General features: G+C 61.0%; 26 protein-coding genes. 15 read left to right on the top strand and 11 right to left on the bottom strand.

Annotated features, from left to right (window positions below; translation table 11 throughout):
* Nucleotides 1-106: 106 nt before the first annotated feature.
* From Q1A52_RS18485 to Q1A52_RS18465, 5 genes are all read left to right on the top strand, one after another.
* The gene (locus Q1A52_RS18485; protein ID WP_300019516.1) at nucleotides 107-562 is read left to right on the top strand and encodes a GNAT family N-acetyltransferase; all 456 of its coding nucleotides are present in this window, start codon (nucleotides 107-109) and stop codon (nucleotides 560-562) included.
* The gene (locus Q1A52_RS18480) at nucleotides 559-1,923 is read left to right on the top strand and encodes a DUF2927 domain-containing protein (RefSeq protein ID WP_300018802.1); all 1,365 of its coding nucleotides are present in this window, start codon (nucleotides 559-561) and stop codon (nucleotides 1,921-1,923) included. The genes Q1A52_RS18485 and Q1A52_RS18480 overlap by 4 nt, the downstream gene beginning before the upstream one ends.
* Nucleotides 1,924-1,971: 48 nt before the next feature.
* A complete protein-coding gene (locus Q1A52_RS18475) occupies nucleotides 1,972-2,139 on the top strand; it encodes an apolipoprotein acyltransferase (protein ID WP_300018799.1) in 168 nt (55 codons plus the stop codon).
* 9 nt (nucleotides 2,140-2,148) lie between these two features.
* Entirely contained in the window at nucleotides 2,149-3,336 is a 1,188-nt protein-coding gene (locus tag Q1A52_RS18470) for a VWA domain-containing protein (RefSeq protein ID WP_300018797.1), read from the top strand.
* An 89-nt stretch (nucleotides 3,337-3,425) separates the two neighbouring features.
* Nucleotides 3,426-4,115, top strand: a complete 690-nt coding sequence (locus tag Q1A52_RS18465; RefSeq protein WP_300018794.1) for a M48 family metallopeptidase — start codon at nucleotides 3,426-3,428, stop codon at nucleotides 4,113-4,115.
* A 3-nt stretch (nucleotides 4,116-4,118) separates the two neighbouring features.
* Here the strand turns inward: Q1A52_RS18465 and Q1A52_RS18460 are convergent, their stop codons facing one another.
* The 5 genes from Q1A52_RS18460 to Q1A52_RS18440 all read right to left on the bottom strand — a co-directional run bounded on the left by Q1A52_RS18460 (nucleotide 4,119) and on the right by Q1A52_RS18440 (nucleotide 9,790).
* The gene (locus tag Q1A52_RS18460; protein ID WP_300018791.1) at nucleotides 4,119-4,667 is read right to left on the bottom strand and encodes an RSP_2648 family PIN domain-containing protein; all 549 of its coding nucleotides are present in this window, start codon (nucleotides 4,665-4,667) and stop codon (nucleotides 4,119-4,121) included.
* A gap of 3 nt (nucleotides 4,668-4,670) precedes the next feature.
* Complete coding sequence (locus tag Q1A52_RS18455) at nucleotides 4,671-5,894, bottom strand: RSP_2647 family RNA methyltransferase (RefSeq protein ID WP_300018788.1); 1,224 nt, start codon at nucleotides 5,892-5,894, stop codon at nucleotides 4,671-4,673.
* Between the two features lie 39 nt (nucleotides 5,895-5,933).
* On the bottom strand, nucleotides 5,934-6,614 hold the full coding sequence (locus tag Q1A52_RS18450; protein WP_300018785.1) for a DUF6778 family protein: 681 nt from the start codon (nucleotides 6,612-6,614) through the stop codon (nucleotides 5,934-5,936).
* A gap of 123 nt (nucleotides 6,615-6,737) precedes the next feature.
* Nucleotides 6,738-7,007 (bottom strand): hypothetical protein, encoded by a 270-nt coding sequence (locus tag Q1A52_RS18445; protein ID WP_299864563.1) that lies wholly within the window; start codon nucleotides 7,005-7,007, stop codon nucleotides 6,738-6,740.
* A complete protein-coding gene (locus Q1A52_RS18440; RefSeq protein ID WP_300018782.1) occupies nucleotides 7,004-9,790 on the bottom strand; it encodes a glutamine-synthetase adenylyltransferase in 2,787 nt (928 codons plus the stop codon). Before Q1A52_RS18440 ends, Q1A52_RS18445 begins: the two co-directional genes overlap by 4 nt.
* 274 nt (nucleotides 9,791-10,064) lie before the next feature.
* On the opposite strand from Q1A52_RS18440, the gene Q1A52_RS18435 reads away from it, so the two are divergent.
* From Q1A52_RS18435 to Q1A52_RS18425, 3 genes are all read left to right on the top strand, one after another.
* Nucleotides 10,065-10,481, top strand: a complete 417-nt coding sequence (locus Q1A52_RS18435; protein WP_300018779.1) for a DUF2852 domain-containing protein — start codon at nucleotides 10,065-10,067, stop codon at nucleotides 10,479-10,481.
* A 58-nt stretch (nucleotides 10,482-10,539) separates the two neighbouring features.
* Nucleotides 10,540-10,977 (top strand): RDD family protein, encoded by a 438-nt coding sequence (locus Q1A52_RS18430; protein WP_300018776.1) that lies wholly within the window; start codon nucleotides 10,540-10,542, stop codon nucleotides 10,975-10,977.
* A 69-nt stretch (nucleotides 10,978-11,046) separates the two neighbouring features.
* The gene (locus Q1A52_RS18425; protein ID WP_299783479.1) at nucleotides 11,047-11,865 is read left to right on the top strand and encodes an arginyltransferase; all 819 of its coding nucleotides are present in this window, start codon (nucleotides 11,047-11,049) and stop codon (nucleotides 11,863-11,865) included.
* Between the two features lie 50 nt (nucleotides 11,866-11,915).
* Here the strand turns inward: Q1A52_RS18425 and Q1A52_RS18420 are convergent, their stop codons facing one another.
* Both Q1A52_RS18420 and Q1A52_RS18415 read right to left on the bottom strand, forming a co-directional pair.
* Nucleotides 11,916-12,539 (bottom strand): LysE family translocator, encoded by a 624-nt coding sequence (locus Q1A52_RS18420; RefSeq protein ID WP_300018773.1) that lies wholly within the window; start codon nucleotides 12,537-12,539, stop codon nucleotides 11,916-11,918.
* A gap of 34 nt (nucleotides 12,540-12,573) precedes the next feature.
* Nucleotides 12,574-13,476, bottom strand: coding sequence for a DMT family transporter (locus Q1A52_RS18415; RefSeq protein ID WP_300018769.1), 903 nt, complete (start codon nucleotides 13,474-13,476; stop codon nucleotides 12,574-12,576).
* 96 nt (nucleotides 13,477-13,572) lie between these two features.
* Here Q1A52_RS18415 and Q1A52_RS18410 point away from each other — a divergent pair, with 96 nt between their 5' ends.
* Nucleotides 13,573-14,478 carry a LysR family transcriptional regulator gene (locus tag Q1A52_RS18410; RefSeq protein WP_300018766.1) on the top strand — a complete coding sequence of 302 codons (906 nt, stop codon included), beginning with the start codon at nucleotides 13,573-13,575 and terminating at the stop codon, nucleotides 14,476-14,478.
* A 99-nt stretch (nucleotides 14,479-14,577) separates the two neighbouring features.
* Here Q1A52_RS18410 and Q1A52_RS18405 read toward each other — a convergent pair whose 3' ends face one another.
* The 3 genes from Q1A52_RS18405 to Q1A52_RS18395 all read right to left on the bottom strand — a co-directional run bounded on the left by Q1A52_RS18405 (nucleotide 14,578) and on the right by Q1A52_RS18395 (nucleotide 19,123).
* Entirely contained in the window at nucleotides 14,578-16,932 is a 2,355-nt protein-coding gene (locus tag Q1A52_RS18405; RefSeq protein WP_300018763.1) for a TRAP transporter large permease subunit, read from the bottom strand.
* Nucleotides 16,933-16,980: 48 nt separating this feature from the next.
* Nucleotides 16,981-17,913 (bottom strand): TRAP transporter small permease subunit, encoded by a 933-nt coding sequence (locus tag Q1A52_RS18400; protein WP_300018760.1) that lies wholly within the window; start codon nucleotides 17,911-17,913, stop codon nucleotides 16,981-16,983.
* Between the two features lie 121 nt (nucleotides 17,914-18,034).
* Nucleotides 18,035-19,123 carry a TRAP transporter substrate-binding protein gene (locus Q1A52_RS18395; RefSeq protein WP_300018757.1) on the bottom strand — a complete coding sequence of 363 codons (1,089 nt, stop codon included), beginning with the start codon at nucleotides 19,121-19,123 and terminating at the stop codon, nucleotides 18,035-18,037.
* Between the two features lie 250 nt (nucleotides 19,124-19,373).
* On the opposite strand from Q1A52_RS18395, the gene Q1A52_RS18390 reads away from it, so the two are divergent.
* From Q1A52_RS18390 to ilvN, 5 genes are all read left to right on the top strand, one after another.
* Nucleotides 19,374-20,801, top strand: coding sequence for a cache domain-containing protein (locus Q1A52_RS18390; protein ID WP_300018754.1), 1,428 nt, complete (start codon nucleotides 19,374-19,376; stop codon nucleotides 20,799-20,801).
* Entirely contained in the window at nucleotides 20,798-21,448 is a 651-nt protein-coding gene (locus tag Q1A52_RS18385) for a response regulator transcription factor (protein WP_300018751.1), read from the top strand. The genes Q1A52_RS18390 and Q1A52_RS18385 overlap by 4 nt, the downstream gene beginning before the upstream one ends.
* Before the next feature lie 81 nt (nucleotides 21,449-21,529).
* Nucleotides 21,530-22,252: a methyl-accepting chemotaxis protein gene (locus Q1A52_RS18380; RefSeq protein ID WP_300018748.1), complete on the top strand. Its 723-nt coding sequence runs from the start codon at nucleotides 21,530-21,532 to the stop codon at nucleotides 22,250-22,252.
* A gap of 327 nt (nucleotides 22,253-22,579) precedes the next feature.
* On the top strand, nucleotides 22,580-24,331 hold the full coding sequence (locus Q1A52_RS18375; RefSeq protein ID WP_300018745.1) for an acetolactate synthase 3 large subunit: 1,752 nt from the start codon (nucleotides 22,580-22,582) through the stop codon (nucleotides 24,329-24,331).
* A 69-nt stretch (nucleotides 24,332-24,400) separates the two neighbouring features.
* A complete protein-coding gene (ilvN, locus tag Q1A52_RS18370) occupies nucleotides 24,401-24,961 on the top strand; it encodes an acetolactate synthase small subunit (protein ID WP_300018742.1) in 561 nt (186 codons plus the stop codon).
* A gap of 8 nt (nucleotides 24,962-24,969) precedes the next feature.
* Here the strand turns inward: ilvN and Q1A52_RS18365 are convergent, their stop codons facing one another.
* Nucleotides 24,970-25,233, bottom strand: a complete 264-nt coding sequence (locus Q1A52_RS18365; RefSeq protein WP_300018739.1) for a hypothetical protein — start codon at nucleotides 25,231-25,233, stop codon at nucleotides 24,970-24,972.
* A gap of 317 nt (nucleotides 25,234-25,550) precedes the next feature.
* Between Q1A52_RS18365 and Q1A52_RS18360 the strand changes: the two genes are divergently transcribed.
* Nucleotides 25,551-26,348: a helix-turn-helix domain-containing protein gene (locus Q1A52_RS18360; protein ID WP_300018736.1), complete on the top strand. Its 798-nt coding sequence runs from the start codon at nucleotides 25,551-25,553 to the stop codon at nucleotides 26,346-26,348.
* Nucleotides 26,349-26,381 lie beyond the last annotated feature (33 nt).

The following is a 26,381-nucleotide window of genomic DNA, read 5'->3' as shown; positions in this document are numbered from 1 at the left end:
CCATCGTCTGATCGCATTTGACAGAACCCTGCCTTAGCTGCACAGTGGTCGCACAATGACCCGCGGCGTCAAGATCGCGGGCAGAGGCTATAGGCAGGCTGAAGATATGACGGACACCTCGCGTGTCTCCGTGCGTCCGTTGCGCGCGGACGACAAATCCCAATGGGCACCTCTTTGGACAGCCTATCTGGCGTTCTACGAGACAACGCGCCCGCAATCGATCTTTGATCTCTATTTCGACCGGCTGCTGGGCGATGACCCACAGGATTTCAACGGCCTGGTGGCCGAGCTGGACGGTCAGCTTGTGGGGCTGACCCATTACCTGTTTCACCGCCATGGCCAATTCGAGAAGAACGTCTGCTACCTGCAGGATCTCTATGCGGACCCGGAGGTGCGCGGCCAGGGTATCGGACGCGCGCTGATGGAGGCGGTCTATGCCGCCGCCGATAAGGCCGACGCGGCAAATGTCTATTGGCTGACGCAGGATTTCAACGCCACCGCGCGCCAGCTTTATGACCGCATCGGTGTGAAAACGCCGTTCATCAAGTATGCCCGCGCATGAAGCGTCGGCTGATCCTGCCCCTGATCATGGTGCTCAACGCCTGCGTGCCGGTCACGCAGGGTGGCACCGCCTCGCGCGCGGTGATTGCCGACAGCACCCTGCCCCCGATGAAAACCTTCGGGCGGGCGCAGATCAGCCGCCCTGCAATTGCCAATGCCGAATTGGTGCGCGACTTTCTCGACCTGTCCTTCCAGATGGAAAGTGGCCGGGAACTGCCTGTCCTGACCCGGTTCGAAGGGCCCATTACCCTGCGCCTGACCGGTGCGCCCCCGCCCACGCTGGCCGCCGATCTCGGCGCGCTGCTGGGCCGTCTGCGTGACGAAGCCGGGATAGAGATCACGAGCGTGGCCGAGACCGAGGCCAATATCACCATCCAGGCCGTCTCGCGTGCCGAAATCCGGCGTATCCTGCCGCAAGCAGCCTGTTTCGTCGCCCCCAATGTCGGGTCTCTAAGCGAATTCCGCAAGGCACGGCGCAGCCCGCGCACCAATTGGGCCCTGCTCGAAACCCGCACCCGGCTGGCGATTTTCGTGCCCAAGGACGCCAGCCCGCAGGAAGCGCGCGATTGCCTGCACGAGGAACTGGCCCAGGCGTTGGGGCCGCTCAATGACCTCTACCGTCTGCCAAATTCGGTTTTCAACGACGACAATGTGCATACGGTCTTGACGAATTTCGACATGCTGATCCTGCGCGCGACCTATGATCCGGCATTGCGGTCCGGCATGACACGCGCCCAGGTATTGCGTCGCCTGCCCGCGATTTTTGCGCGCCTGAACCCAGCGGGACAGACCGGCCCCCGTCCACGTCCGACAGCAACGCCGCAGGAGTGGAGCAAGGCAATCCAGACCGCCTTGGGCCCGGGTGCCGGGTCTGCGGCGCGCCGTGCGGCTGCCGCCAAGGCGGTTTCAATCGCGACGCGGCTGGGATGGCAGGACAACCGGCGCGCCTTTGCCCATTATGCGATGGGTCGCGTTTTGCAGGGATCAGACCCAATTGCCGCACAGCGCCAGTACATTGCAGCGGACCGCTTCTACGCCAGATCGCCCGGCACTAAATTGCACCGCGCCTATGTTGCCTCGCAGCTGGCCGCCTATGAAATCGTCAAGGGCGATGGACCGCGCGCTCTGCGCCTGATCGACCCACATATCGATATCGCACGCAGGTCTCAGAACGCGGCACTGCTGGCGACCCTGCAGTTGCTCCGCGCCGAGGCTCTAAGCTTGGAGGGGCGCGTCGAAGAGGCACGCAGCGTTCGGCTGGACAGTCTGGGGTGGGCGCGCTACGGGTTCGGCGCAGATTGGGCCGTGCGCGCGAAACAACGCGAGATCTCGGCGCTCAATCCCGGAAATCCACCGGCCTGATCTTTGCTTCTTTGAGAGCGGGGCGCGTGAAGAAGAACGAGGGACCGCATGATCGTAATCGCAGCTGCCATTCTGGGCGCCATCATCGGCGGCATCACCGCTGCGCGCCGTAAGGGCAACCGCAAGGATATCGCGCAATACGCAGCCGGTTATGCGATGGCCTTCATGATTGTCGGCATGGTCCTGACGGTGGTGGTTGACCGCCTGCTGGTATAACCTCGTTCCATGTTCCTGCCCTTCTTCGATGCCCTGCGCAAGAATGCCGTTCCCGTCTCACTGCGGGAATATCTGTCCTTTCTCGAAGCCATGCAGGCCGGGCTGGCAACCTATGATATCGAGGCGTTTTACTATCTGGCCCGCGTCACACTGGTGAAGGACGAACGCAACATCGACAAGTTCGATCGCGCCTTTGCAGCGGCCTTCTCCGGGTTGGAAAACATCTCGGTGCAGGAGGTGATGGAGGCCATGGACATCCCCGCCGACTGGCTTAAAAAAATGGCTGAAAAGCACCTGACAGCGGAGGAAAAGGCCGAGATTGACGCTCTGGGCGGTTTCGACAAGCTCATGGAAACGCTGAAAAAACGCCTCGAAGAACAGCAAGGGCGGCACCAGGGCGGCAACAAATGGATCGGCACTGCCGGCACCTCGCCCTTCGGCGCCTATGGCTACAACCCCGAAGGCGTGCGCATCGGCCAGGACCGCTCCCGTCATCAGCGCGCCACCAAGGTCTGGGACAAACGCGAATTCAAGAACCTCGACGACACGGTCGAACTGGGCACCCGCAACATCAAGGTCGCGCTGAAACGGCTGCGCCGCTGGGCCCGTGACGGCGCAAACGAAGAGCTTGATCTGGGGGGCACCATCCGCGCCACGGCGGAACACGGCTATCTCGATGTGAAAACCCGACCCGAGCGGCGCAATGCGGTCAAGGTGCTGCTGTTTCTCGACGTAGGCGGCTCCATGGACGCCCACGTGAAAGTGGTGGAAGAACTGTTCTCCGCCGCCCGCGTCGAATTCAAACACATGGAACACTACTACTTCCACAATTGCGTCTATGAAGGGCTCTGGCGCGACAACCGCCGCCGCTGGGACGCGCAAATCCCCACGCATGAGGTGCTGCGCACTTTCGGACCGGACTACAAATGCATCTTCGTGGGCGATGCCTCCATGTCACCCTATGAAATCGCCTACCCCGGTGGCGCATCCGAGCATTGGAACGAAGAGAGCGGTGCCACCTGGCTGACCCGCTTTCGCGACCAATGGCCCGCGACCCTCTGGATCAACCCGGTCCCCGAGAAATACTGGCGCTATACCCAGTCCATCGCCATGATCCAGGACTTGCTGGGGCCAGATGCCATGGTCCCCATGACCCTCTCCGGCATCGAACGCGGCATGAAACTGCTGGGCCGCTGATCGACAACACCCGCTTCTTCTGGCCTAAAATATCCCCGCCGGAGGCTCCCGAACTTGCCGCCGGCGCTCCCCGGCCCCATATTCCCCCCATGATCAAATTCATGCCCATCCTGCTCGCCATTCTCTATGGCCTTGCGATGTACCATTTTTCCGCGTGGCGCACGGCCAAGCAGTTGGACGCACGCTCCACCGAACTGGCGGACGCCAAACTCAAGGCCCTGATGGACCGGATGGCCGCTGCACTGGACCTGCCGCGCATCCGCGTGCACATCTACGAGATCGACCCGGTCAACGGGCTGGCCGCACCAGATGGGCGCATTTTCATCACCCGCGGCTTTTACAACAAATTCCGCACCGGCGAGGTCAGCGACACGGAAATCGCCAGCGTGATCGCCCATGAAATGGGCCATGTTGCCCTGGGCCATTCGCGGCGGCGGATGATCGATTTCTCCGGCCAGAATGCCCTGCGCACGGCCCTCGCCATTGTCTTGGGCCGGTTCATCCCGGGGATCGGGGTCTGGCTGGCGGGCATGCTGACCACCCTGCTGGCCGCACGGCTGTCCCGCTCGGATGAATATGAGGCCGATGCCTACGCAGCGGCACTGCTGACCAAGGCAGGTATCGGCCTGGCCCCGCAGATCAGCCTGTTTGAAAAACTGGACAAGCTGACACAACAGAACGGCGGCGCCGTGCCCGCCTGGCTGATGAGTCATCCCAAAACCCAGGATCGGGTGGCCGCCCTGAAAGCGCTCGAAGCGAAATGGGCCGTGACGGAGTAGGCCTCAGCCGGACTGCGTCAAAGCTTTTGCGACACGCGGCAACCGGGCCTTTTTCAGGAGCGCACGCATCTCCCAGGGCTGACCGGAAAGACGTCGCGCCTCGCCTAAAACCCTGTCCGCCACTGCACGCACGGCATCCGGTCTCTGGCACAACTGCGCGTATAGGAACTCATCCGGTGCCAGCCGCGACAGGCCTTCTTCCGCCAGCGCGCCCTTTGGAAAATCCTCTGCATTCAGTGTCATGATTGCATCACTTGATGTTGAAACCGCTGTGGCGAGCACGTGGATATCGTTTTCATCCGGCAACCACAGACGGTTCTCGATCTGCGGCACGGCAGGTGCTTCGGCATCCGACCAGGCCGACCGCAACAGCGCGATTTCACTGCGCGCCTGCGTCTCTCCCAGCGGGCCAAGCTTGATCGCGGCGCGCGCCCATTCCTCCAGAATGCGGGGTGACCACACGGGCTCAAACGCGCCGGTCGCGGCAACGCCCAGCACCATCTCCCGCATCACCGTGGGATAGAGAACGCAGGCGTCGATGGTGATTTTCATGGATTACAACCGAAAGAACAGGGACTTGAGATAGCCGCTTTCCGCCAGCTGCGGCAGTTGCGGATGATCCGGCCCTGCGAACCCGGTGTGGATCAGCGCAGCACGCCGCCCTGCCCGACCAATACCGCGCACGCTGGCCCCGCGAAAGGCAGCAAGATCGGCCGCATGGGAGCAGGAACAGAGGCCCAAAATACCGTTTTCAGCCACCAAACCAGCCGCCAGCCGCGCAACACGCTCATAGGCGCGCAACCCGGCGTCCAACGCCGGGCGCGCAGGCGCAAAGGCAGGCGGGTCACAAATCACCACATCAAATTCCGCGCCCTCCTCGCGCAGGGCGCTCAATACCTCGAACGCATCGCCGCGCCGCGTGGCAAATCGGTTTTCAACCCCCATCGCCTCCGCACCGGCCTGCGCCAGATCCAGCGCGGGTTGCGCGCCGTCCACGGCCAAGGCCCGCTCCGCCCCACTTGCCAATGCAGCAAGGGAAAACCCGCCCACATGGCTAAAGACATCCAGCACCCGCGCGCCACGCGCCAATGACGCGGCAAAAGCGTGGTTGGGCCGTTGATCGTAGAACAACCCGGTCTTCTGCCCGCCGGTCAGGTCGGCCATATAGGTCGCGCCATTCATCGGCACCGGTACTGGCGCATCCGGCGCGGTACCTGCGAGAACGGCGCTTGCATCATCCAGCCCCTCCAGCCCCCGCGTCCGGCCAGAGGCGTTTTTCAGCACGGTCTGCACGCCGGTCACCGATTGCAGGGCCGCGACCAGGGGCGTCAAGAGAGCCTCCGCCCAGGCGGCATTGGGCTGCACGACACAGGTGTCGCCAAACCGGTCGATGATCACCCCCGGCAGGCCGTCCGCCTCGGCATGCACCAGCCGGTAGAACGGTGCCTCAAAAAGGCGCGTCCGCAGAGCCAGCGCACGCGCCAGCCGCGCCTCGAACCAGCTCTGGTCAATCTGCGCGCCCGGGTCCCGGTCCAGCACCCGCGCGATGATCTTGGAGGCCGGATTGACCCCGACGATCCCCATGGGATTGCGCGCATCATCCTGCAATTGGGCCAGTGTGCCGGACGCCAAGGCTTTGGTGCGGCGGTCGGTCACCAACTCATTGGCATAGACCCACGGAAAGCCATGGCGGATCGCCCGGGCATTGGCCTTGGGCCGCAGCCGGACGACGGGTAAATCGGTAACGGGTGCATCGGATGCAGAAAAGGGCGCTGTCATAGCGCCCTCCTCTAATCCCTTCCACGGTCGGGTGAAAGATCAGAATGTGTTGTTGATCGCCTGAACCAGACCCAGCCGCTGATTGGTGTAGCCCTCGGCACTGGCAAGCTCGGCCTGGATAACCTTGGCAAGGTGATCGGTGATCCGCACCTTCTGGGTCAGCCCCTGACGCTCTGCGTCAATGGCTTGCTGGCCACCGAACCCTTTCAGGTCAGCTTTGACCACACGGCGTTCCCCAAGGAGTGCGCCTGTTTCTGCATCGCGCAGGCTCACGCCGAAGGTAATCGAATGCACGCCACCAATAGTATAACGGGTCTTTTCGGTCAGGGCGTGAAAGCGGAACACCTGCACATCGAGAATAACAGATTGCCCCTTGTCCATGTCATCGGTGCCCCGCGCCATGGCGTTCTCAAAGATGGCTTTGACCTGTGCATGGCGATCCCCGGCGGGATCACCGCGCCATACGATGTCGCCGGATGGGTAGTAGCTGTTGGCCTCCGAGACCACCAGTGTCTCCGGCACGATCACGTTCACGCGCTGGATATTCCAAGAGGGTTCTGCAACCTCAAAAACGCCTGTATCCACAAGGGCTTGCGTCGTAGGTGCATTCGTTGCGCCCGGCGTGTTGAACGGGGCGTTCCGGCTGGCGGTATCTGTCGTCGCGCAGCCCGCTATCAGCGCGGCAAAGCCCAGTGCTGTAATCAGTTTCATCGGTTTCATATCGTGTCTCCACTAAGGGCGACATTCTGCACGCCTGTGTACTTCGAAGGCGTAGATACCCACCGACTGAGGCTGAATTGTGACGAATTTTAGCTAAAACTGTTCCGAATTCGCTGAAAACGGTTAGTTTCTCGGGCGCGATCGCCAGCCGCCACGTCTTTTCGGGGTGGCCATGCCCGACAGACCTTCGGTCATGACACCGGTCATCGGATGGTCGGCATGCAGCGCCCCGTATTGCGTGACCAGCAATTGAAGCGCCTGTGCCGTTTCGCGCTCCGGCGGCAGGCTGAGCGCCCAGTCGAGGAAAATGGTCCGGCACTCGGCATCGGTAATCCCCTCGATGCGGTAGGCCTCAAAGATCAGCCCTTTGGGATCGTTCTCGTCGCCCTTCATGGTGCCGCCGCCACATCGGGCGCGCAGAGCGCGGCATCAAGGAGAGCGGCGGAGCGGGCGTAGCTCTCGACAAGCCGGTCCTGCAGGTCAGTCATCGTATCCTCCTCCAAGGCGCGCAACAAAAACGCCTGCCCCGCCGGGCCCAACGTCTCCGCATCCAGCGGCTGATCCGACAGCAGGCGCGTGACCTGATACACACGGGAATAAAAGGCGTAGAGCGCGGAGAGGTCCCGCCCCGAAGCGTCATCCAACACCCCCGAAGCGACAGCGGCCTGCAGGCCCGCCTCAGTCTGACCGCTCACATCGCCCTGCAGCAAGGCGCCGGTCTGTGCAATCAATTCGATTTCCTGCACCCGGCCCGGGCCGATCTTGGCGTCCCACAGGCTGGCCGGGCTTTTGGCCGCGCGGATGCGGTCGCGCATCTCGGCCACCTCCGCGAGCGTCTCGGTGGCGTCGCGCGGGGCCTGCAGCAATTGCTGGCGAAACTGCTCCACATCTTCGGCCAGATCATCCGGCCCCGCCACCACCCGGGCGCGGGTCAGCGCCAGATGCTCCCAGACCCAGGCCTGCTCCTGCTGATAGCTCTGAAAGGAGGCCCAGCTGGTGGCCACCGGCCCCTGATTACCCGAGGGCCGCAGGCGCATGTCCACCTCGAAGAGCCGCCCCTGCGCCATCGGTGCCGTCAGCGCGGTGATCAATGCCTGCGTCAGACGCGCGTAATAGGGTCTGGTCGACAGCGGCTTCTGCCCGTCGGACATATCGCTGCCCAGCGGGTCATAGATCACGATCAGGTCCAGATCGGACCCGGCGTTGAGCCGCCCGGCGCCTAGCGACCCCATGCCCAGCACCACGGCCCCGCGACCGGGCGGTGGCCCGTGCCGTTTGGCAAACTGCGCGATCACCAGCGGCCACAGGACCGCCAGAACCGCCCGCGCCAGATCGGCATATTGACGGCCCGCCACATCCGCATCGATCAGCCCGCGCAACAGATGCACACCGATCCGGAAATGCCATTCCTTGCGCCAGCGCCGGGTGGCATCCAGTTGCGCCTCGTAATCCGCCTCGACGCTCAGGCGCTGAAGCAGCAGCGGTTCCAAGCCCGCCTGACCCGGCCAGTCGATAAAGAAATCCCCCCCAATGACCGCATCGAAGACACCCGCATTCTGCGACAGGTATTGTGCCAGTTCGGGCGAGGTGCCGGTGATGTCGATCAGAAGATCAGTGAGCTGCGGGTTCGCTTCGAGCAAGGAAAAGAGCTGTACCCCGGCAGGCAACCCGGCAAGGAAGCCGTCAAAGGCCCGCAGCGCCTCCTCGGGCCGAGAGGATTGCGCCAGTCGCGTCAGCAGATCCGGGCGCAAGCGCTGAAAGATTGCGCGGCTGCGCTCGCTGCGCAGGGCCGGATAGCCGAGCCAGCGCGACAGCATGTCATCGTCCAGAATGCCCGGCGCGGCGGTGTCGGGTTTCGCCGGGGCAAAAAACCCTTCGGTCATCTCGTGTACCGCTTCCAGCCGTTCCGCCAGCTCCGTCTGCAGCGCGGTGCTGTCGCGGTCCATCAGGCAGGCCAGGCGCTCAAAGCCGTCTCCGTTCTGCGGCAGGCTGTGGGTCTGCGCGTCCTGCACCATCTGCAGCCGATGCTCCACGGTGCGGTGCGCAATGTAGTTATCCGCAAGTGTTTGCGCCATATCGGCGGGCACCCAGTCCTTTTCCGCAAGGGCAGCAAGGCTTTCGACCGTGCCGCGCAGGCGGAGTTCGGGGTCCCGCCCGCCCGCAATCAGCTGACGGGTTTGGGTAAAAAACTCGATTTCTCGAATGCCGCCCCGGCCAAGCTTCATATTATGCCCCGGCAGGGTGATCGGACCGCCCAAGCCCTTGTGTTCCCGAATGGCGAGACGCATGTCATGGGCGTCCTGGATGGCGGCAAAATCGAGATGTCTGCGCCACACGAAGGGCGACAGCTCTTGAAGGAACCGCCCGCCGGCCACCTGATCGCCCGCGGCGACGCGCGCCTTGATATAGGCTGCGCGCTCCCACGTGCGCCCGAGGCTTTCGTAGTAGCGTTCGGCCGCCTCCATCGCCATGCAGACAGGCGTCACGGCAGGATCAGGGCGCAGGCGCAGATCGGTGCGGAACACATAGCCCTGCGCGGTCATCTCGCTCAGCGTGGCGGTCATAGCGCGGGTGGCACGTACGAAACTGGCGCGGGCATCGTGAAACTCCGATGGCGCGAACCGTGTCTCGTCAAAGAGGCAGATCAAATCGATGTCGGAAGAGTAGTTGAGCTCCCCTGCCCCCATCTTACCCATGGCCAGAACGCACATGCCTGCGGCGTCCTGCAAATCGTCCTCGGTCTTGCCCGGCAGCTTGCCACGTTTGATCTGCACCGCAAGGCCCGCACGCAACGCGGATTGGCAGGCGGCGTCTGCAAAATCCGTCAACGCACCCGTCACCCGGTGTAAAGGCCAGGCGCCGCTCAAATCCGCCAATGCCGTCAGCAGCGCGACCCGTCGCTTGCCCTGCCGCAAGGCATCCGCCAACCCATCCGCGCCCGCGTCCTGTGCGATTGTGATTTCGGTCCGTAACGTATCGTCCGGGGCGGCAAGTGCCCCCGGCAACCACGCCGCTTCCTTCCCGATCAGGCTGGCCAGATAGGGGCTTGATCCGGCGGTCCCCGTAATGAGGTCCCGCAGATCAGGTGGAATATCCGCGACGGCGTCAAGCGCCTCGCGCCCCCGGTCCGGGTCAAAAGCGCGAGGGCAACGTGTCATAAGGCGGGCAAGGCTCATGTGCCAGCTTTTGCCACAGATGGCGGGGAGGTCAATGGCCCTTTGCGCGGGAGTTTTCACGTCTAAAAAGGCCCGTGGGTTGTCCATTTTGGGGTATCATCGGCAAATAAATGTCGCGCAATTACCTGAATCTACAACATTAAAGTAAAAAATGTAAAAAACATTCACATAGAGACTTGTAAGCGCGATCCCACATGCCAATCTATGTAATGTGAAAGACATTCACATCTCCAAAGACACGGGGATCCGATAACTCGAATAGAAAGGCACTTTGATGACCACCGCGACACAAATGACACCCCTGCCCAGCCAGCCCGGTTGGTTCACCCGCGCCGAAAACTGGCTCGATTCCAAAGGTAAGGGCGCATGGATTGCCGCCATGGTCCTTGGATTTGTCTTCCTTTGGCCCGTGGGTCTCGCCCTTCTCTTTTACATGATCTGGAGCAAACGCATGTTCACATCCTGCAGCCGTAAGTCCACCTCGATGCGCCATGGCATGCGCGCCATGCGGCCCAGCGGCAATTCGGCCTTCGACGCCTACAAGGCGGACACGCTGCGCCGTCTGGAAGATGAACAACAGCAATTCGAGGCTTTCCTTGAGCGTCTGCGCGATGCAAAAGACAAGGCAGAATTCGACCAGTTCATGAACGACCGCGCCGACAAGAATGACGAAGGCACGGCAAACGCCTAACCGATGATGTGCCGGGGCAAATCCCGGCACTTCCCTCTTCCTGACAAGGTTTTTCTCGATGGCCACGCCCGACCCGCAAACCCAACCGGACTTTTACAAGGACGTTCCGCTTAAACGCTTCATGGCCTGGGGCGTCGATGCGGTTCTGACCTTTCTGGCCTGCCTTGTGATCCTGCCCTTCACAGCCTTCACGGGGCTGTTCTTTTTCCCGTTGCTGTTTCTGGTGGTGGGCTTCATCTACCGCATGATCACGATCGCCAATAGCTCTGCCACCTGGGGCATGCGCCTCTTCGCGATTGAACTGCGCACATCACGTGGCACGCAACTTGATATGGGCGGCGCCTTTGCCCATACGCTGGGGTATACCATCAGCTGGGGTCTGGCGCCCTTGCAGCTGATCTCCATGGTGCTCATGGCCACGACGGAACGGGGTCAGGGCCTGAGCGATCACGCCTTGGGGACGGTCATGATCAACCGCCGCGCTGCCCACCGCTAGGGTTGTAAACTTCGGGTTGGCGGCTGGCGCGCGTCTTGCTATTCTGGCGCGGACAACCTCTGGAATCCCATGCGCCACACACTGCCCATCGCTCCGCAGTTCTACGTAACTGCCCCACAACCGTGCCCCTATCTGGAGGGGCGCATGGAGCGTAAGCTGTTCACGGCGCTACAGGGCGAAAACGCCAGCAAGCTGAACGACAGCCTGTCACAGCAGGGTTTTCGCCGTTCGCAGAACGTCCTCTATCGCCCCTCCTGTGCGGAGTGTTCCGCCTGTCTGAGCGCGCGCATTGATGTCTCCGCCTTCACCGCATCGCGCAGCCAGCGCCGAACCATCAACCGCAACGCCGACCTGGACCGGCAAGCCACCTCGCCTTGGGCGTCGGAGGAGCAATACGAGCTCTTTCGAACCTATCTGGACAGTCGCCACGCCGAGGGCGGCATGGCGGATATGGATGTCTTTGAGTTCGCGGCGATGATCGAGGAAACACCAATCCGCAGCCGGGTGGTGGAATATACCGACAAGGACGGCGGCGGATTGATCGGTGTCAGCCTGACGGATGTACTCTCGGACGGGCTGAGCATGGTCTATTCCTTTTACGAGCCCGGTCATCCGAAACGCTCGCTTGGCACTTACATGATCCTAGATCACATCAAGATCGCCGAAGAGGCCGGGCTGCCCTATGTCTATCTGGGCTACTGGGTGCCGGGCAGTCAGAAGATGGGCTACAAATCCAAGTTTTCAGGGCTTGAGGTCTACATCGGCGGTAGTTGGCAGAAGATGAAAGATCCCTCCGCCTTCACTGCGGATACGCATCCCCTGTCCACCGATCCGATTGCCGAACAGGTTGCTAACATTCATCTGCCGGACACGCGCCCGACGCGGTAAGCGACCGGCCTCACTCCCGAACAATCATCTGCCCCGCCCGGCGACACCAATCATCGGTCCGTGGCCATCAACATGCTGCCACCCAACAGGAACGACCCGCCTGCATACCCCATTGCCCTGCGCGCCCGCAGGCTGCGCATCTGGCGTCTGGCCTGCGCCGCCACCAGCGCATACGCCATGAGCACGAAGAAAACGACGACGCCGGAGGTGATCAAAAGGATCAGGAATTGTGGCGTCATTGGGAGGTCCGGGTTCATGAACTGGGCCAGAAAGACGACATAGAAAAGGATGGCCTTGGGGTTCAGCACGCCCGTCAGAAACCCTGCCCTGAAACTGGCTGCCTGTTGAGCCCCGGTCGTCTTGTGTGTCACTGCCACATCGCTCAGCCGCTTGGCCGAGACGATTTGCGTCACACCCAGCCATGCCATATAGGCCACGCCTGCCCACTTCAGCAGCAGGAATGCGTTGCTCGACGCTGCGAGGATCAACCCCAACCCCACGTAAGACGCGGTCATCACGATCACGCCGCCCAGCATGTCGCCAAGAATGCAGAACATCGCTGCGCCTAACCCGCGTGACAGGGATTGCCCGATCACCATGAACACGCTGGGTCCCGGAATGAGGGACAGCACCGCGTAGGCGGCCACATACGCCAGCCAGGTTTCAAAGGTCATGAAATCCCCATCTCTCTTTTGGACGCGTGATGCGTCATTCCGCACTCCCGGGTCGTCCCTGCGGCGGCAGCGTCAGGAGCCCTGCCGCGAAGATAACAGCTATGCCGGTCAACGCCATCGCACTGGGAAGCTCGCCAAGGAACAGCGCGCCCCACATCACGCTGAACGCCAGGTAGCCGTAGTCAAACACCGCGACGGTGGCGGGGGGACCCTGCTGATAGGCAATCGCCGCCCCGACGCTGCCGATGAGAATGAGCACGGCAAGTGCTGCAACGATTGCCAGCCGGTGCAGGGACAATGGCTGCCACGTCCCAAGGATGAAAGAGGCCTCTGCACCGGCGAACAGCCCCAGACCCGCGCCGCCAACGATGAAAACGACATTCAGTGCCAGCGCAAGGACAAGGGGGTTATCGTCACGGCATTTGATCGAGGTCAGCACCATTGCGCAGGCATAGAGGACTGCGGCGGCGACAGGGAGGAGCGTACCGATCTGAAAGCCGGATGTATCAGGCCGGATTACAAGGATCACGCCAACGAAACCGCAGAGGATCGCGAGGAGCGCCCGGTTGGCCGGCCAGCGCCGCGCCAGAACCGCCGCAAGGGCCACGATGAACAGCGGCCCCGTGTAATAGGCGGCCGCCGCAAGCGATAGCGGCATCAGGGGCAACGCGGCATAGTAGCTCAGCCACATGACGAAGAGCAGCAGGCTGCGCAGTAGTACCCAACCGGGCGCGTGCAGCCGAATACGCCCAGACCGCCGCGCCAACGCCCAGAGAACGGGCACCGTCAACGCGGACCGCAGGATATACATTTGCCACAGCGGCAAGGACAGGCTCGTGGCTTTGATCAGTGCATCACCGAGAGACAGGGCAAAGACAGACGCCACGATCGCGCTGACCGCCCGTGTTTTGTGATGGTGTGCTGTTGTATCTGCCATATGAGGTGCTTTTCTGCAAAGGTCGCAAAACCTCAGAAATCATGTATCACTCCAATTGAAAAAGGAGTTTTCCGGATTTTTGCATGAGCCAGAGTTATGAAAAGTGAATTGCACGCCCTGCCCCCGCTATCGCGACTGAAGCCCTTCGAAGCTGCCGCCCGGCATGAGAACTTCTCTGTGGCGGCAGCGGAGCTTGGCATGACACAGACCGCCGTCAGCAAGCAGATCGCCTTGTTGGAAGAAGAGATGGGAGTGCCTCTTTTCGAGCGTCGGAACCGGGCCGTTTTCTTGACAGACGCCGGGCGGAGACTGGGACGGGTGGTCAGCGCGTCGCTGTCAGAGATCGCAGCCGAAGTCGCGGTCCTCCGGGGGAGCAGACGCTCAAGTGAGCTGGTTCTGCATTGCCAGCTGTGCGAGGCGTTTTACTGGATGATGCCGCGTCTTGCGCGCTTTCACGAACGCCATCCGGGGACGGCGCTGCGCATTGTGACGTCAGTCAATCCTTTGACGGACTCTCCGGAGACCTTTGACGTTGCGATCCAGACCTCCGGCAGAGCCTCCGGCACCGCACGGCTCGCATTCACGGCCTCCGACGATGTCTTCCCTGTCTGCGCGCCCTCGCTTCTGCCAGTGGGGAAATACCCCTTGTCCCCCGGCGCTCTGCTGGCGTTTCCCCTGCTGTCGCATCTGGTGATCCCGCAGGACTGGATGGAATGGGCGGAGTGGTTCGAAAACGTTGGTACGCCGACGCCAAAGCGCCCGCGCCTGATCCCCTTTGACAGCTATCCGCTGGCGCTGCAGGCCGCCGTAGCCGGTCAGGGCATCGCGCTAGGATGGCGACGCACCACCGAGAGCCTGATTGAAGAGGGCAAACTGATCCGGCCCTGCGCGGAATTCGTATCGCGCCCGACCGAGATTTCGGTGTTTCGAGGAATAATGCGGAACCCGCATCCGGAGACGGACAAGCTGCTATCCTGGCTGACAGAAGAGTTTGCGACCTAGCTGCCCAAACGCATGGAACCGCGGCCGACCTCGCTTTCAAAACCGAAGAAGAAAGAGGGGCACGCGGCCCCTCTCCTGTTCACGTGGCCGTGCCCTTGATCAGTTCGGAATGAGATCCGGTACGATGGTCACGATGCCGGGGAAGGTCCAGAGCAGTGCCAACCCGACCACCTGGATCAACACGAAGGGGATGATCCCGCGATAGATATGGCCCGTGGTCACCTCTTTCGGCGCCACCCCGCGCAGGTAGAAGAGCGCAAAGCCGAAAGGCGGTGTCAGGAAGGAGGTCTGCAGGTTCACCGCGATCATGATTGTCACCCATTTGGGATCAAAACTGCCGCCGTAGATCACCGGGCCGACGATGGGGATCACGATGTAGATGATCTCGAGGAAGTCGAGCACGAAGCCCAGCACGAAGAGCACGACCATCACGATCAGGAAAACCTTGAACTCGTCATCGAAGCTTTTCAGGAACTGCTGGATGTAGTGTTCGCCACCAAAGGAGATCACCACAAGGTTCAGCAGCTGAGAGCCGATGAGGATGGTGAAGACCATGCTGGTGACCTTCGCGGTCTCACGCACCACCGGGCTCAACACGCCGGAAGTGTAGAGGACCCAGCAAGAGAACAGCAGACCAAAGAGCGCATAGAGGTAGGCGGCATAGGCCACGAAGAAAGCGAACCAGCTTTCAAAACCCACGGTGCCGTTGTTGATGCGCAAATCGAAATTAATGCCGACGAGGATGCAGACGATGATTGCCAGCGTGGACCAGATGATCACCTTGGGGGTGCGGTCCTGATCTTTCAGCTTGCGATAGGCCGCCAACATGATCGCGCCACCCGCCCCCAACGCCGCCGCCGGTGTCGGGTTGGTGATCCCGCCGAGGATCGAGCCCAGAACGGCGACGATCAGCACAAGCGGCGGAAAGACCACGCGAATGAGCTCATTTGTCGCACAGATCTTCGTGGCGTAGACCACCCCGTACATCAGCGCGGCAAAGGGCAACGCCATGAAGGCGATCATCGTGCCCGGGGACGTCGCCGGGCCGACCATCGTGATATCCACGAGGATGATCAGGACTGCCCCGACGGCCCCGATCAGAATCGGCTGGGCGGAGCTGGAGGGCGACACGCCCCGCGCGGTCGTCAGAAACAGCGAGGTCAGCACCAGAATGATCGCAATGCCGGTGCCGATGGGGGCCGCGTTTGCAATCTTGGCCGCCTGGGCTGCGGCCAGTTCCTCTTCGGTCAGTTGTTGCGATGCTTGTACGCCGCCCGCCTCGTTGATCGCCGCCTGCTCTGCCACGGCTGTGTCCCAGGCAAACTGCCCGTGCAGTTCGATCATCGCGGCCTGACAATCGGGGCTGACATTTGTCCGGAGCGACGCCCCTTCGCCGATGTCGGAGAAGCGGGAAACATTGGTGGACTGGTCACCAATGATGCCGAGGTTACCCAGCAGAATGGTGCCGACGACGATCGCGATCGGTGCGCCGAGGAACCAGGTGAAGGCTTCACCGCGGGTCACAGGTTCGGCGTTGGTGCTGCCCATCTCGACAGCGGGCGCCTTGTCGGGGTTCAGCAGCGCGTAGCCAAAGGCATAAAGCGCATAGAGCAGCGCCAGCATGATCCCCGGGAGGAGGGCTGCCTGGAAGAGCGTGCCAACAGAGAGCACCGCAGGCTCGCCCAGATAGGTCAAAGCGTCGGTACACCCGGCGGTGGTCGCGCGGCGTTCCTGTGCTGCGGAATAGAGATCCCCCGCCAGCGTGCCCAGCAGAACGATCACGATAGAGGGTGGAATGATCTGCCCCAGCGTGCCTGAGGCGGCGATGACGCCCGTCGACAGTTCAGGCGAATACCCGTTGCGCAACATGGTCGGCAGCGCCAGCAGCCCCATGGTCACCACGGTGGCACCGACGATCCCGGTGGAGGCGGCAAGGAAGGCACCCACAACCACGATGGAGACGGCCAGACCGCCGGGCAGCGGGCCAAAGACACGCGCCATGGTTGTCAGCAGGTCGTTGGCGATCTTGGAGCGTTCCAGCGTGATGCCCATGAGCACGAACATCAGCACGGCCAAAAGTGTCTCGATGGACTGGCCCGCCAGTACGCGTTCGTTCATCCGGTTGACGACAAAGGAGACGTTGCGGTCGAGCGCCACTTCCCAGCCCTTGGGGAACACCGGCTCTTCGATCCGCGGCAAATCGGGGTATCGGAAGACGGATATCGTATCCGCCTTGACCCCGGAATTCACCAGATCTCGGTAGACCTGACTGCCGGTATCAATGGCCTGGTGGATCAGCAGCCCCGCGCTGTCGAGGGCGGCGATGATGCCAAAGGAGATCACCCCGGCCCCGGCGATGGCGAAAGCCACCGGAAAGCCCGAGAGGATACCGCCAAAGAGGCAGATGAAAACGATGATCAGGCCAACTTCGACGCCGTCTAGACCGAAAAACATGTCCTATAGTCCCTTGCTGCGCTGCGTGGATCGCGGCGTCTCGTTAGATTAGTGTGCGCCTTCGTAGGCTTCTTCGCCGTCGCCCAGGCTGTCGCGGTCGAGGTATTTGCCCTCGCTCTCCGGGCCCTCCTTCCACTCCAGGTAGGAGCGGAAGAACATCGCCACCGCCTGCAGGAACAGCATCGCCGTAAAGGCGCAGAGCAGAACCTTGAAGAGGAAATAGCCGTTGAAGCCGTTGGGGCTGAAGCCGATGGTCTCCACGTTCCAGCGCAGCGCGCGGGATTTCAGCAGCAACCGGTCCAGCGTATCCGAGGCCGAGGGGTTGGGCACGATCAGGTGACGCCAAAGGAAGAACCAGCCATAAAGCCAGATCAGCACCGCCACCGGAATCATGAAGAAGATCGCACCGAACATGTCGATGACCTTCTTGGTGCGGAATTTTACCGCTGAATAGACGAGGTCGACGCGCACGTGGCCGCCCTGCACGAAGGTGTAGGCCATGCAGAGGCACACGACCATCGCATTGTAGAGCTTGAGCTCCTCGGCAAACCAGCTGATGTCGAACTGCAGCGGGATGCCGAAGCCGATGGAGATGTCGGGTCGGGTGAAAATCCGCTGCATGAAGACGATGATGATCTGCTGGATCACCATCAAGAGCCCCGCCCAGGCAAAAAAGCGCCCGACCGTGTTGGCAAAGCCTTCGAGCACACGGACACAGCCCCACATGAAGCTGTTCTTCCACAAGCCGACGGCGAAAAAGATCAGGAAGGCCGTAAAGATGACAAAGAAGAACTCAACCGATCCGCCATAGTAGACGAAGCGCATGATTGCTTCCTTGCTGGACCAGTCCAGCCAGAGCGCGGGATGCGTGATCGCGTAGAAGAAATTATACACGGCCAGGCCGATATTGGTGAAGAACCAGAGCACCCCGTCAAAGATGACAGAGAGTGAGCCGCCTGCTTCGCTCGCGTCGTTTTCCATATGTCCCCTCACCCGTTGCGCTGCTGTCAGCGCCTTCCGTGGTCCCGCAGTGGTGCGGAACTGGATTGCGATAGGGGGCCACTATAGCACAAGTGGCCCCCCATATTTGATTGGCTAAGACTTAGCCGTTCGCCAGAACGCGGTTCCGCTGTGCCACGTAGAAGCCGTCCGACTTCAGCAGCCAGTCAGAGCTTTGCGCCAGCGATTCCTCGAAGGAGCCGCGGATCTTCGCAAAGAGCTCGTCACCCATGTTCTCGTCCATGACTTTCTTGGACGCGGCACCGAAGGCATCCCAGACATCATCCGGGAATTGCAGCGTTTTCACGCCCTGTGCCTGCAGGCGCGCCAGCGCCGCACCGTTGTTGGCCAGCGTTTCGGCCAGCTGAACATGTGTGGTCGCCATGGCGGCATTGGTGATGATCGCCTGATGCGCTGGTGACAGGTCATTATAGACGTCGAGGTTCATACCGCAGGCCAGAGCAGAGCCCGGCTCGTGGAAACCGGCGGTGTAGTAGACCTTCGCCACTTCCTGGAAGCCCGCGCGTTCGTCCGCGAAGGGACCGACCCACTCCAGACCGTCGAGGGCACCGGAGGACAGCGCCTGGTAGAGCTCGCCACCGGGGATGTTCTGCACCGACGCGCCAAGTTCGCCCAGCACCTTGCCACCAAGACCCGGCATGCGGAACTTCAGACCGTTGAAGTCACCGGCAGAGTTGATTTCATTGCGGAACCAGCCACCGGACTGCGAGCCGGAGTTGCCCGCGATGAAGGATTTCAGGTTGAAGATTTCACCCAGCTCGTTGTGCAGCTCGTGGCCGCCGCCGTGGTGGTACCAGTTGGTCACTTCCTGCGCCGTACCGCCGAAGGGAACCGCCGTGAAGTAGGCATAGCCCGGGTGCTGGCCGATGAAGTAGTAGTCGGCGGAGTGATAGAGGTCTGCCTGACCGGACGAGACCGCGTCAAACACCTCGAAGGCGCCAACCAGCTCGCCGGGGGCTTTCTTGTCGATGGTCAGCGTGCCATCGGACATCGCGCCAACCATTTCCTCAAAGTAGGTGGCCGCGTCATCCAGAACCGCAAAACCGCGGGGCCAGGACGTAACCATTGTCAGGACGCGGTTGCCTTGGGCAATCGCGGGTGCGGCCAGCGTTGTGGCCGCTGCGGCGGAACCGCCAAGTGCAGATGTCTTCAGAAATGAACGACGATCCATGTGGATACTCCTCCCAAATATGACGCCCGCAGCGCAAGAACACGCCCAGGTCGTTTCGAGTGTGGCCACACTAGCGACGCGTGATCCAAATGAAATACCTACTACTGCGTAGAAAACCGGCATTTAATTCGTTTTGGTCAGATTTTTAGGCCAGTTTTGGCAGGGTGTTACCGCAGATTGGCACAATCGGCGCATACCATAATCCGGATCAGACTTTGATTCGCCGGTGATTCCACGTAACCAGTCTGCCATGAAACGAATTGGCGCTCTTTTCCGGCCAAGCTACGCGCAGAAACTGTCGCTTGTGGCGACGGTACCGCTGATTGCAGCGGTGGCGGCAATTGCCGTGCTGGTGGCCTTCCAGTCGCGCACGCTGGCCGAGCGGGAAATCAAGGCGCTGGAGACGCAGCTGCTGGAGGCCAAGAAGGCCGAACTGGCCAATTACGTGACGCAGGCCCGCAACGGTTTCTACTTTATATACGGCAACGCCGCCCCCGATGATCAGGAGGCGCGCGATCAGGTAGCACAAATCCTCTCGGCGATGATCTACGGCACCGACGGGTTTTTCTTTGTCTATGATTATGACGGGACCAACCTCGTCAGCCCGCGCCAGACCGGCATGATCAACCGCAACTGGTCCGGGCTGGAGGACAGCGACGGCACCCCCATCGTGGACGAGATCATCCGCATCGCGCGCTCTGGTGCGGGATATCACAGCTATCTCTGGCCTAAGCCCTCGACCGGGGAAGAGGCGCGCATGATCACCTATGTCACCAGCTTTCCCAGCTGGCGATGGGCGGTGGGGACCGGTGTTTTCATCGATGACGTTTTGGCCACGGTCGCCTCGGCCCGCGCGGATGTGGAAGCGCGGGTGCAGCAGACGTTCTTCTATATTGGCATGATCACCCTCGCCGCCCTGCTCGCCGTTTTCCTGACCGGCATGGGGCTCAACATTCGCGAACGGCGGTTGGCGGATGCCAAGCTGAAGAAGCTGACCCAACGGGTGCTGGACGCGCAGGAAGAGGAACGGGGCCGTGTCGCGCGCGAATTGCACGACGGGATCAGCCAGCTGCTGGTCGGGGTGCGCTATGCGCTCGATACCGCGCGGCGCAAACTGGATCGTGGGGACCGCACCGCCAATGAACCCCTCAGCAAGGGGATCGAGACCCTGGGCGTGGCCATTTCGGAGGTGCGCCGCATCAGCCGCGATCTGCGCCCTGGCGTGCTGGACGATCTCGGCCTTGGCCCGGCGATCAAGGCACTGGCCGAAGATTTCAGCGAGCGGACCGGCGTGCGGGTAGACTTTCAGACGGTCGTCTTTCGCAACCGGCTGGACGGGGAGGCCAAGATTGCGATGTACCGTATCGCCCAAGAAGCGCTGACAAATGTCGAACGCCATGCGCTGGCAAGCCACGTGCGCATCGATCTGCGCGGCCACAAGAAAGGTGCGACCCTGCGCATCGAAGACAACGGGCGCGGCCTGCCCGATGACAGCATCAACCCCACCGGCGGCCTGGGATTGCGCAACATGCAGGAACGCGTCGAACAGCTCGAAGGGACGTTGCGCATCGCCAGACCCCGCGGCGGTAACGGTACGATCATCGAGGTCTCCGTCCCGCTGTCGCATCTCTTGCCACCTGAACCTGAAACCCCGACCAGACCCAAAGTACCCGCATGAGTAATACACCCTGCATCAAAACCCTGATCATTGACGATCACCCCATGGTTGCCGATGGCATTCAGTCCATTCTGGAAAGCTACGATGACATCAAGGTCGTCGGCACCTGCAACTCTGCACGCGATGCCATCGACCAGTTGAACACGCTCGACCCGGATGTGATCCTGATGGATCTGAACATGCCGGACATGGGCGGGCTGACCGCCACCGAGGTAATCCTGGAACAGCGTCCGGGTACGCGCATCCTCGTGTTGTCGATGCATGACAGTCCTGAATACATCTCGTCCGCGCTCAACCACGGGGCCATGGGCTATGTGCTGAAAGACGTGCCAACCGACGAGATCAAAAAGGCCATCGACGTGGTGATGTCGGGGGAGCGCTATCTGTGTACCGGGGCACGCGGGTCGCTGGAGCCCAAAGGGGATAACGCGCGCGAAGCACTGACCGGGCGGGAACAAACGATCCTGCTACAGCTGGCACAGGGTAAGTCCAACAAGGAAGTCGCGATCACGCTCGATATCTCCGTGCGCACGGTCGAGACGCACCGCAAGAACATCAAGCGCAAGCTTGGGATTTCCAGCACCGCGGGGCTGACACGCTACGCGCTGGAGCATGGCGTGCTGCAGGGCACGGGCGCACGGTTCTGACGGGCGGTGCGAAGTTACGAAAATGACGTGAGGGCGTCCGCGTTCAGCCTTTGTTAAGCACGACACACTTACACCGGGCTCATGAATATCCAGAACCAGGTCGCCCTGCCCGACGCCGCAACCATAGGCACCCTTCCCTATCGTGACGCCATTGACCGGGTGGCAACGCTGCGCGCGCTGGTCATGCGGCTGGCCCTTGGCGTCAGCCAGATGTCATGCGACCGGTCGGACAGCCAGATAGAAAAACTGCGTGAGAACCTGCAGGCGCAGGTGAAAACCTTGCATCACACGCTGGCGGTGCTGCGCGGACAGGCCGAGTTTTCAACCCTGCCCGAAACCTTGAGCCTTTGGTTGGCGGGCATTGCCGCCACACAGGAGGTACATCTTCAGGTCATCGCGCGCATGGCGGCCATGACCGACCGTTTGTCCGAAAGCGCCCTTACAGAAGACGGTGCGCCATCAGACACTCTCGACGCGTACGTCGCGTTCGGACAGGGCGAATTCTTCGAAGCGGTCAGCGCGCTGACCGAAGAATTCTGGGCCCGGATCGAAAATGGCCGCGCGACACAGCTGGATCGGGCGATGCAATCGGCAGCACGGCTCGGCGAAGGGTTGACCCGGTTGGAACGCATCGGCAAATATGTACGCTCCATGTCTATCAACGCCTCTGTCGAGGCCTCTCGTGCCGGCGAGGCGGGCAAAGGCCTTGCCATCATCGCGCAGGAATTCAAGGTGCTGGCGGAAGAAGTGCAGCAGCTCACCCTCTCCGCGCGTGAGGATATCGAGAGCATTGAGGCCTCGTGAAACGCCATTCACAGGCGTGATTCCCACATGATTTTTGCAAAGTGTCGCAGAACAACCCTCCAGCGCAAGGAAGTGGCGCAATTTCCTTGTCTGGGGACATATTTTTTGCCCATAAGGTCCTTGACGCCCCCGATCCGCACTCCTAATGTCTCGCCAGCATTCAGGAGCACCCATCCATGACTACTCTAGTCGTCATTGTAGGACACACGCACATGGGCCGGTAACGGTAGACCATTCTCTGACCCATGTGCCCCCGCCAAAAACGGGGGCTTTTTTATGCGCAACGGTAGCAAGAGGCCCAAAAGCGGCCACCACGGAGTGAAAACTATGACACGGCAAATGTCCGGAGCAAAAATGATTGTCCAAGCCTTGATCGATCAGGGTGTGGACACCGTCTTTGGCTATCCCGGAGGCGCCGTCCTACCGATTTACGATGAAATTCATCAGCAAAACGCCATTCGGCACATTCTTGTGCGTCACGAACAGGGTGCGGTGCATGCCGCCGAGGGCTACGCGCGCTCCACCGGAAAGCCTGGCGTGGTGATCGTGACTTCCGGGCCCGGGGCGACAAATGCGGTGACCGGTCTGACCGATGCGCTGATGGATTCGATCCCGATCATCGTGCTGACCGGCCAGGTGCCGACCTTCATGATCGGCTCCGACGCGTTTCAGGAAGCGGACACGGTGGGCATCACCCGCCCCTGCACCAAACATAACTGGCTGGTGAAGGAAACCGACGCGCTGTCGGGCGTGCTGCACGAAGCCTTCCATGTCGCCACGCAGGGCCGCCCCGGCCCCGTGCTGGTCGATATTCCCAAGGACGTGCAGTTTGCCACCGGAATGTATAATGCGCCCAAGCCTTCGGTGTCGCACTACCAGCCCAAGGTCAAGGGCGACATGGAAGAGATCACCGAACTGGTGGCCGCGATGGAGAAGGCGAAAAAGCCGATCTTCTATACCGGCGGCGGCGTGATCAATTCCGGTCCTGCCGCCAGCCAGCTTCTGCGCGAATTGGTCAAGGCCACGGGCTTTCCGATCACGTCAACACTCATGGGGCTGGGTTGCTACCCGGCGTCGGGTGAAAACTGGCTCGGCATGTTGGGCATGCACGGTCTTTATCAGGCCAATATGGCGATGCACGACTGCGATCTGCTGATCAACATCGGCGCGCGTTTTGACGACCGGATCACCGGGCGCATCGATGCCTTCAGCCCGAAATCCACCAAGGCGCATATCGATATCGACCCCTCTTCGATCAACAAGGTGATCAAGACCGATATCCCGATTGTGGGTGACGTGGGCCATGTGCTCGAAGATATCCTCAAGGTTTGGAAGTCCCGCGGGCGCAAGACCAATTCCGAAGCACTGGCCAAGTGGTGGGCACAGATCGAAGAATGGAAAGCCATCGATTGCCTGAAGTTCAAGCAGACCGGCAAGACCATTAAACCGCAACACGCGCTGGTGCGGCTGGAAGAGCTGACCCGGAAGCATGATCGTTACATTTGCACCGAGGTGGGTCAGCACCAGATGTGGGCCGCGCAATACCTCGGCTTCGAGGACCCCAATCGCTGGATGACCTCGGGTGGTCTGGGCACGATGGGCTATGGTTTCCCGGCCTCGATTGGTGTTCAGATGGCGCACCCGGATGCCTTGGTGATTAACGTGGCCGGCGAAGCTTCCTGGCTGATGAACATGCAGGAGATGGGCACGGCGGTGCAGTACCGCCTGCCGGTAAAGCAATTCATCCTCAATAACGAACGCCTCGGCATGGTGCGCCAGTGGCAGGAGCTGCTGCACGGCGAGCGCTATTCCCAAAGCTGGTCCGAGGCCCTGCCCGACTTCGTGAAGCTGGCCGAGGCCTTCGGGGCGAAAGGAATCATCTGTTCCGACCCAGCAGATCTTGATGATGCAATCATGGAGATGATCAATCATGACGGTCCAGTTATCTTCGACTGTCTCGTCGAGAAGCATGAAAACTGCTTCCCGATGATACCGTCGGGCAAGGCGCATAACGAAATGCTCCTGGGTGAAGCGCAGACGCAGGGCGTGATCGACAGCAAGGGCTCGGTACTCGTCTGACCGCTCCGAAACCAAAAAGCGGGCGCGCGACGCCCTGCCGGAATACCTGACCTAGAAGGCTCACAACTGATGTCCGCACTTAAAATCAAAAAAGGCGCTACCAGCCATTCCGCATACAACCTACGGCCCACGTTCTCGGATATGGTCGAACGGCACACCCTTGCGGTGCTGGTCGAAAACGAACCGGGCGTTCTGGCGCGAGTCATCGGTCTTTTCTCCGGGCGCGGCTACAACATCGACAGCCTCACTGTCGCGGAAGTAGATCACACCGGGCACCTCAGCCGCATCACCATCGTGACCTCCGGCACGCCGCAGGTGATCGAGCAGATCAAGGCGCAGTTGGGGCGGATCGTTTCGGTGCATGATGTGCACGACCTGACGGTCGAAGGTGCAAGCGTCGAGCGGGAGCTGGCGATGTTCAAGGTCACCGGCACCGGTGACAAACGGGTCGAAGCGCTAAGGTTGGCAGATATCTTTCGCGCCAGCGTTGTAGACAGCACGCTCGAAAGCTTTGTTTTCGAGATCACCGGCGCGCCGGACAAGATCGATGCCTTCGCAGATTTGATGCGGCCGCTTGGATTGACGGACGTAGCGCGGACCGGCGTTGCAGCGCTGTCACGCGGCGAGTAACAGGAAAATTAGGCTTCTGACGCTTGCGGGTAGTGCAGCTGCACGTCTGCGTCGCGCGGCTCAAACGGGATAATCTTGGCTGTTGCCCGAGGTTGCACGTCACGTGACGCGCTTTGACGCAAAGCGTCGGGCAAACCGGCACCAGCCTGTTCCAGAACCAGACGCGGATTATGTGCCCGGCGCATCGACGCCTGCACTTCCATGTCGAATTGAACCACATCACCGGCGTCAAAAAACCCGTCGGACTGAAACAAGTCGTCAGTCGAGTTCAAAAATGCCAAATCGCCTTGATCTTCGCACCAAATAACCGCTTTGCGGTCCGATGCGTCGCTCCAGAGAACAACGCCAATCATATCCCAATCCAATCCTTCTGCCTGCCCTATATTGGTACCAAGAAGTTAACGGTACCGCACATGATAAAATCAGCACCGTACGCTTGGAATTTGTGTCGCCCTGCTCTAAGGTTGACACAATTACGATCTGCAAATGACGCGAATTAGCGTCAGAACGGCATTTCAACCTGTAAATGAATGGCGCGGCCGGTCTGGAGGACTAGGTTGCGTAGCAGCGACGAGGCTGAGGGACGAAGATGTCTTTGACCGCCAGAACACCAGCGCAGCTGCGCAGCATGTTTGGGTCCAACCTGCGCACGCTTGCCTCTGACTACCCGTCGATCTCCGCTCTGGCGCGCGACCTTGGGATCAACCGGACACAGTTCAACCGGTATCTCAGTGGAGAGAGCTTCCCACGGCCGGACGTTCTGGCCCGGATTTGTGCGTTTTTCTCGGTCGATGCGCGGGTCCTTCTCGAACCCGTCGATAAAATCAATCCGGCCGCCGGGCTGATCTCGAGCGAATATCTGCGCGACTTCATGGGACCGAGCATTCAGCCGGTCTCCGAGGAGAGCCTGCCCAGTGGGTTCTATCAATTCGCCCGGCGCAGTTTCGTACAGGGAGATCAATATGTTAGGGGGCTGGTGCTGATCAAGCGTGAAGGCAGCAACACCTTCATCCGCGGTTATGAGCCCAAGATCGCCATGGCCATGCAGGGCATTCCGGCAGACGCCCGGGCGCGCGAATATCGAGGTTTTGTGATGCAGATCGAAGACGGGTTCGCCGCCACCGTTGCACGGCGCAACGCCATGACCGCTTCGTTCAACTACCTGAGCCGTGTCACGTCGTTCCAGAACAATTTCTGGGTCGGCTACGTTGCGCGTACTGTGCGGGAGAGCTCCTCCAGCATGAGGATGACCCGCTTAGTCTATGAATACTTGGGAGAAAATACTGAAAGGATTCTCTCCTGTGCGCGCGACGCCGGCTTTTGCAGGTTGGACGAATTGATCCCCTTCCACCAACGGCTGCTTCAGCCCGAAGATCCATTCAGATAGGTATCCCGGTGCCTCTAGGCCATGTCGCCTGCG

Source organism: uncultured Roseobacter sp. (assembly GCF_947488185.1).
Lineage (GTDB): Bacteria > Pseudomonadota > Alphaproteobacteria > Rhodobacterales > Rhodobacteraceae > Roseobacter.
The sequence above is the reverse complement of the archived record's forward strand: the minus strand, read 5'-3'. Positions and strand labels throughout refer to the sequence as shown.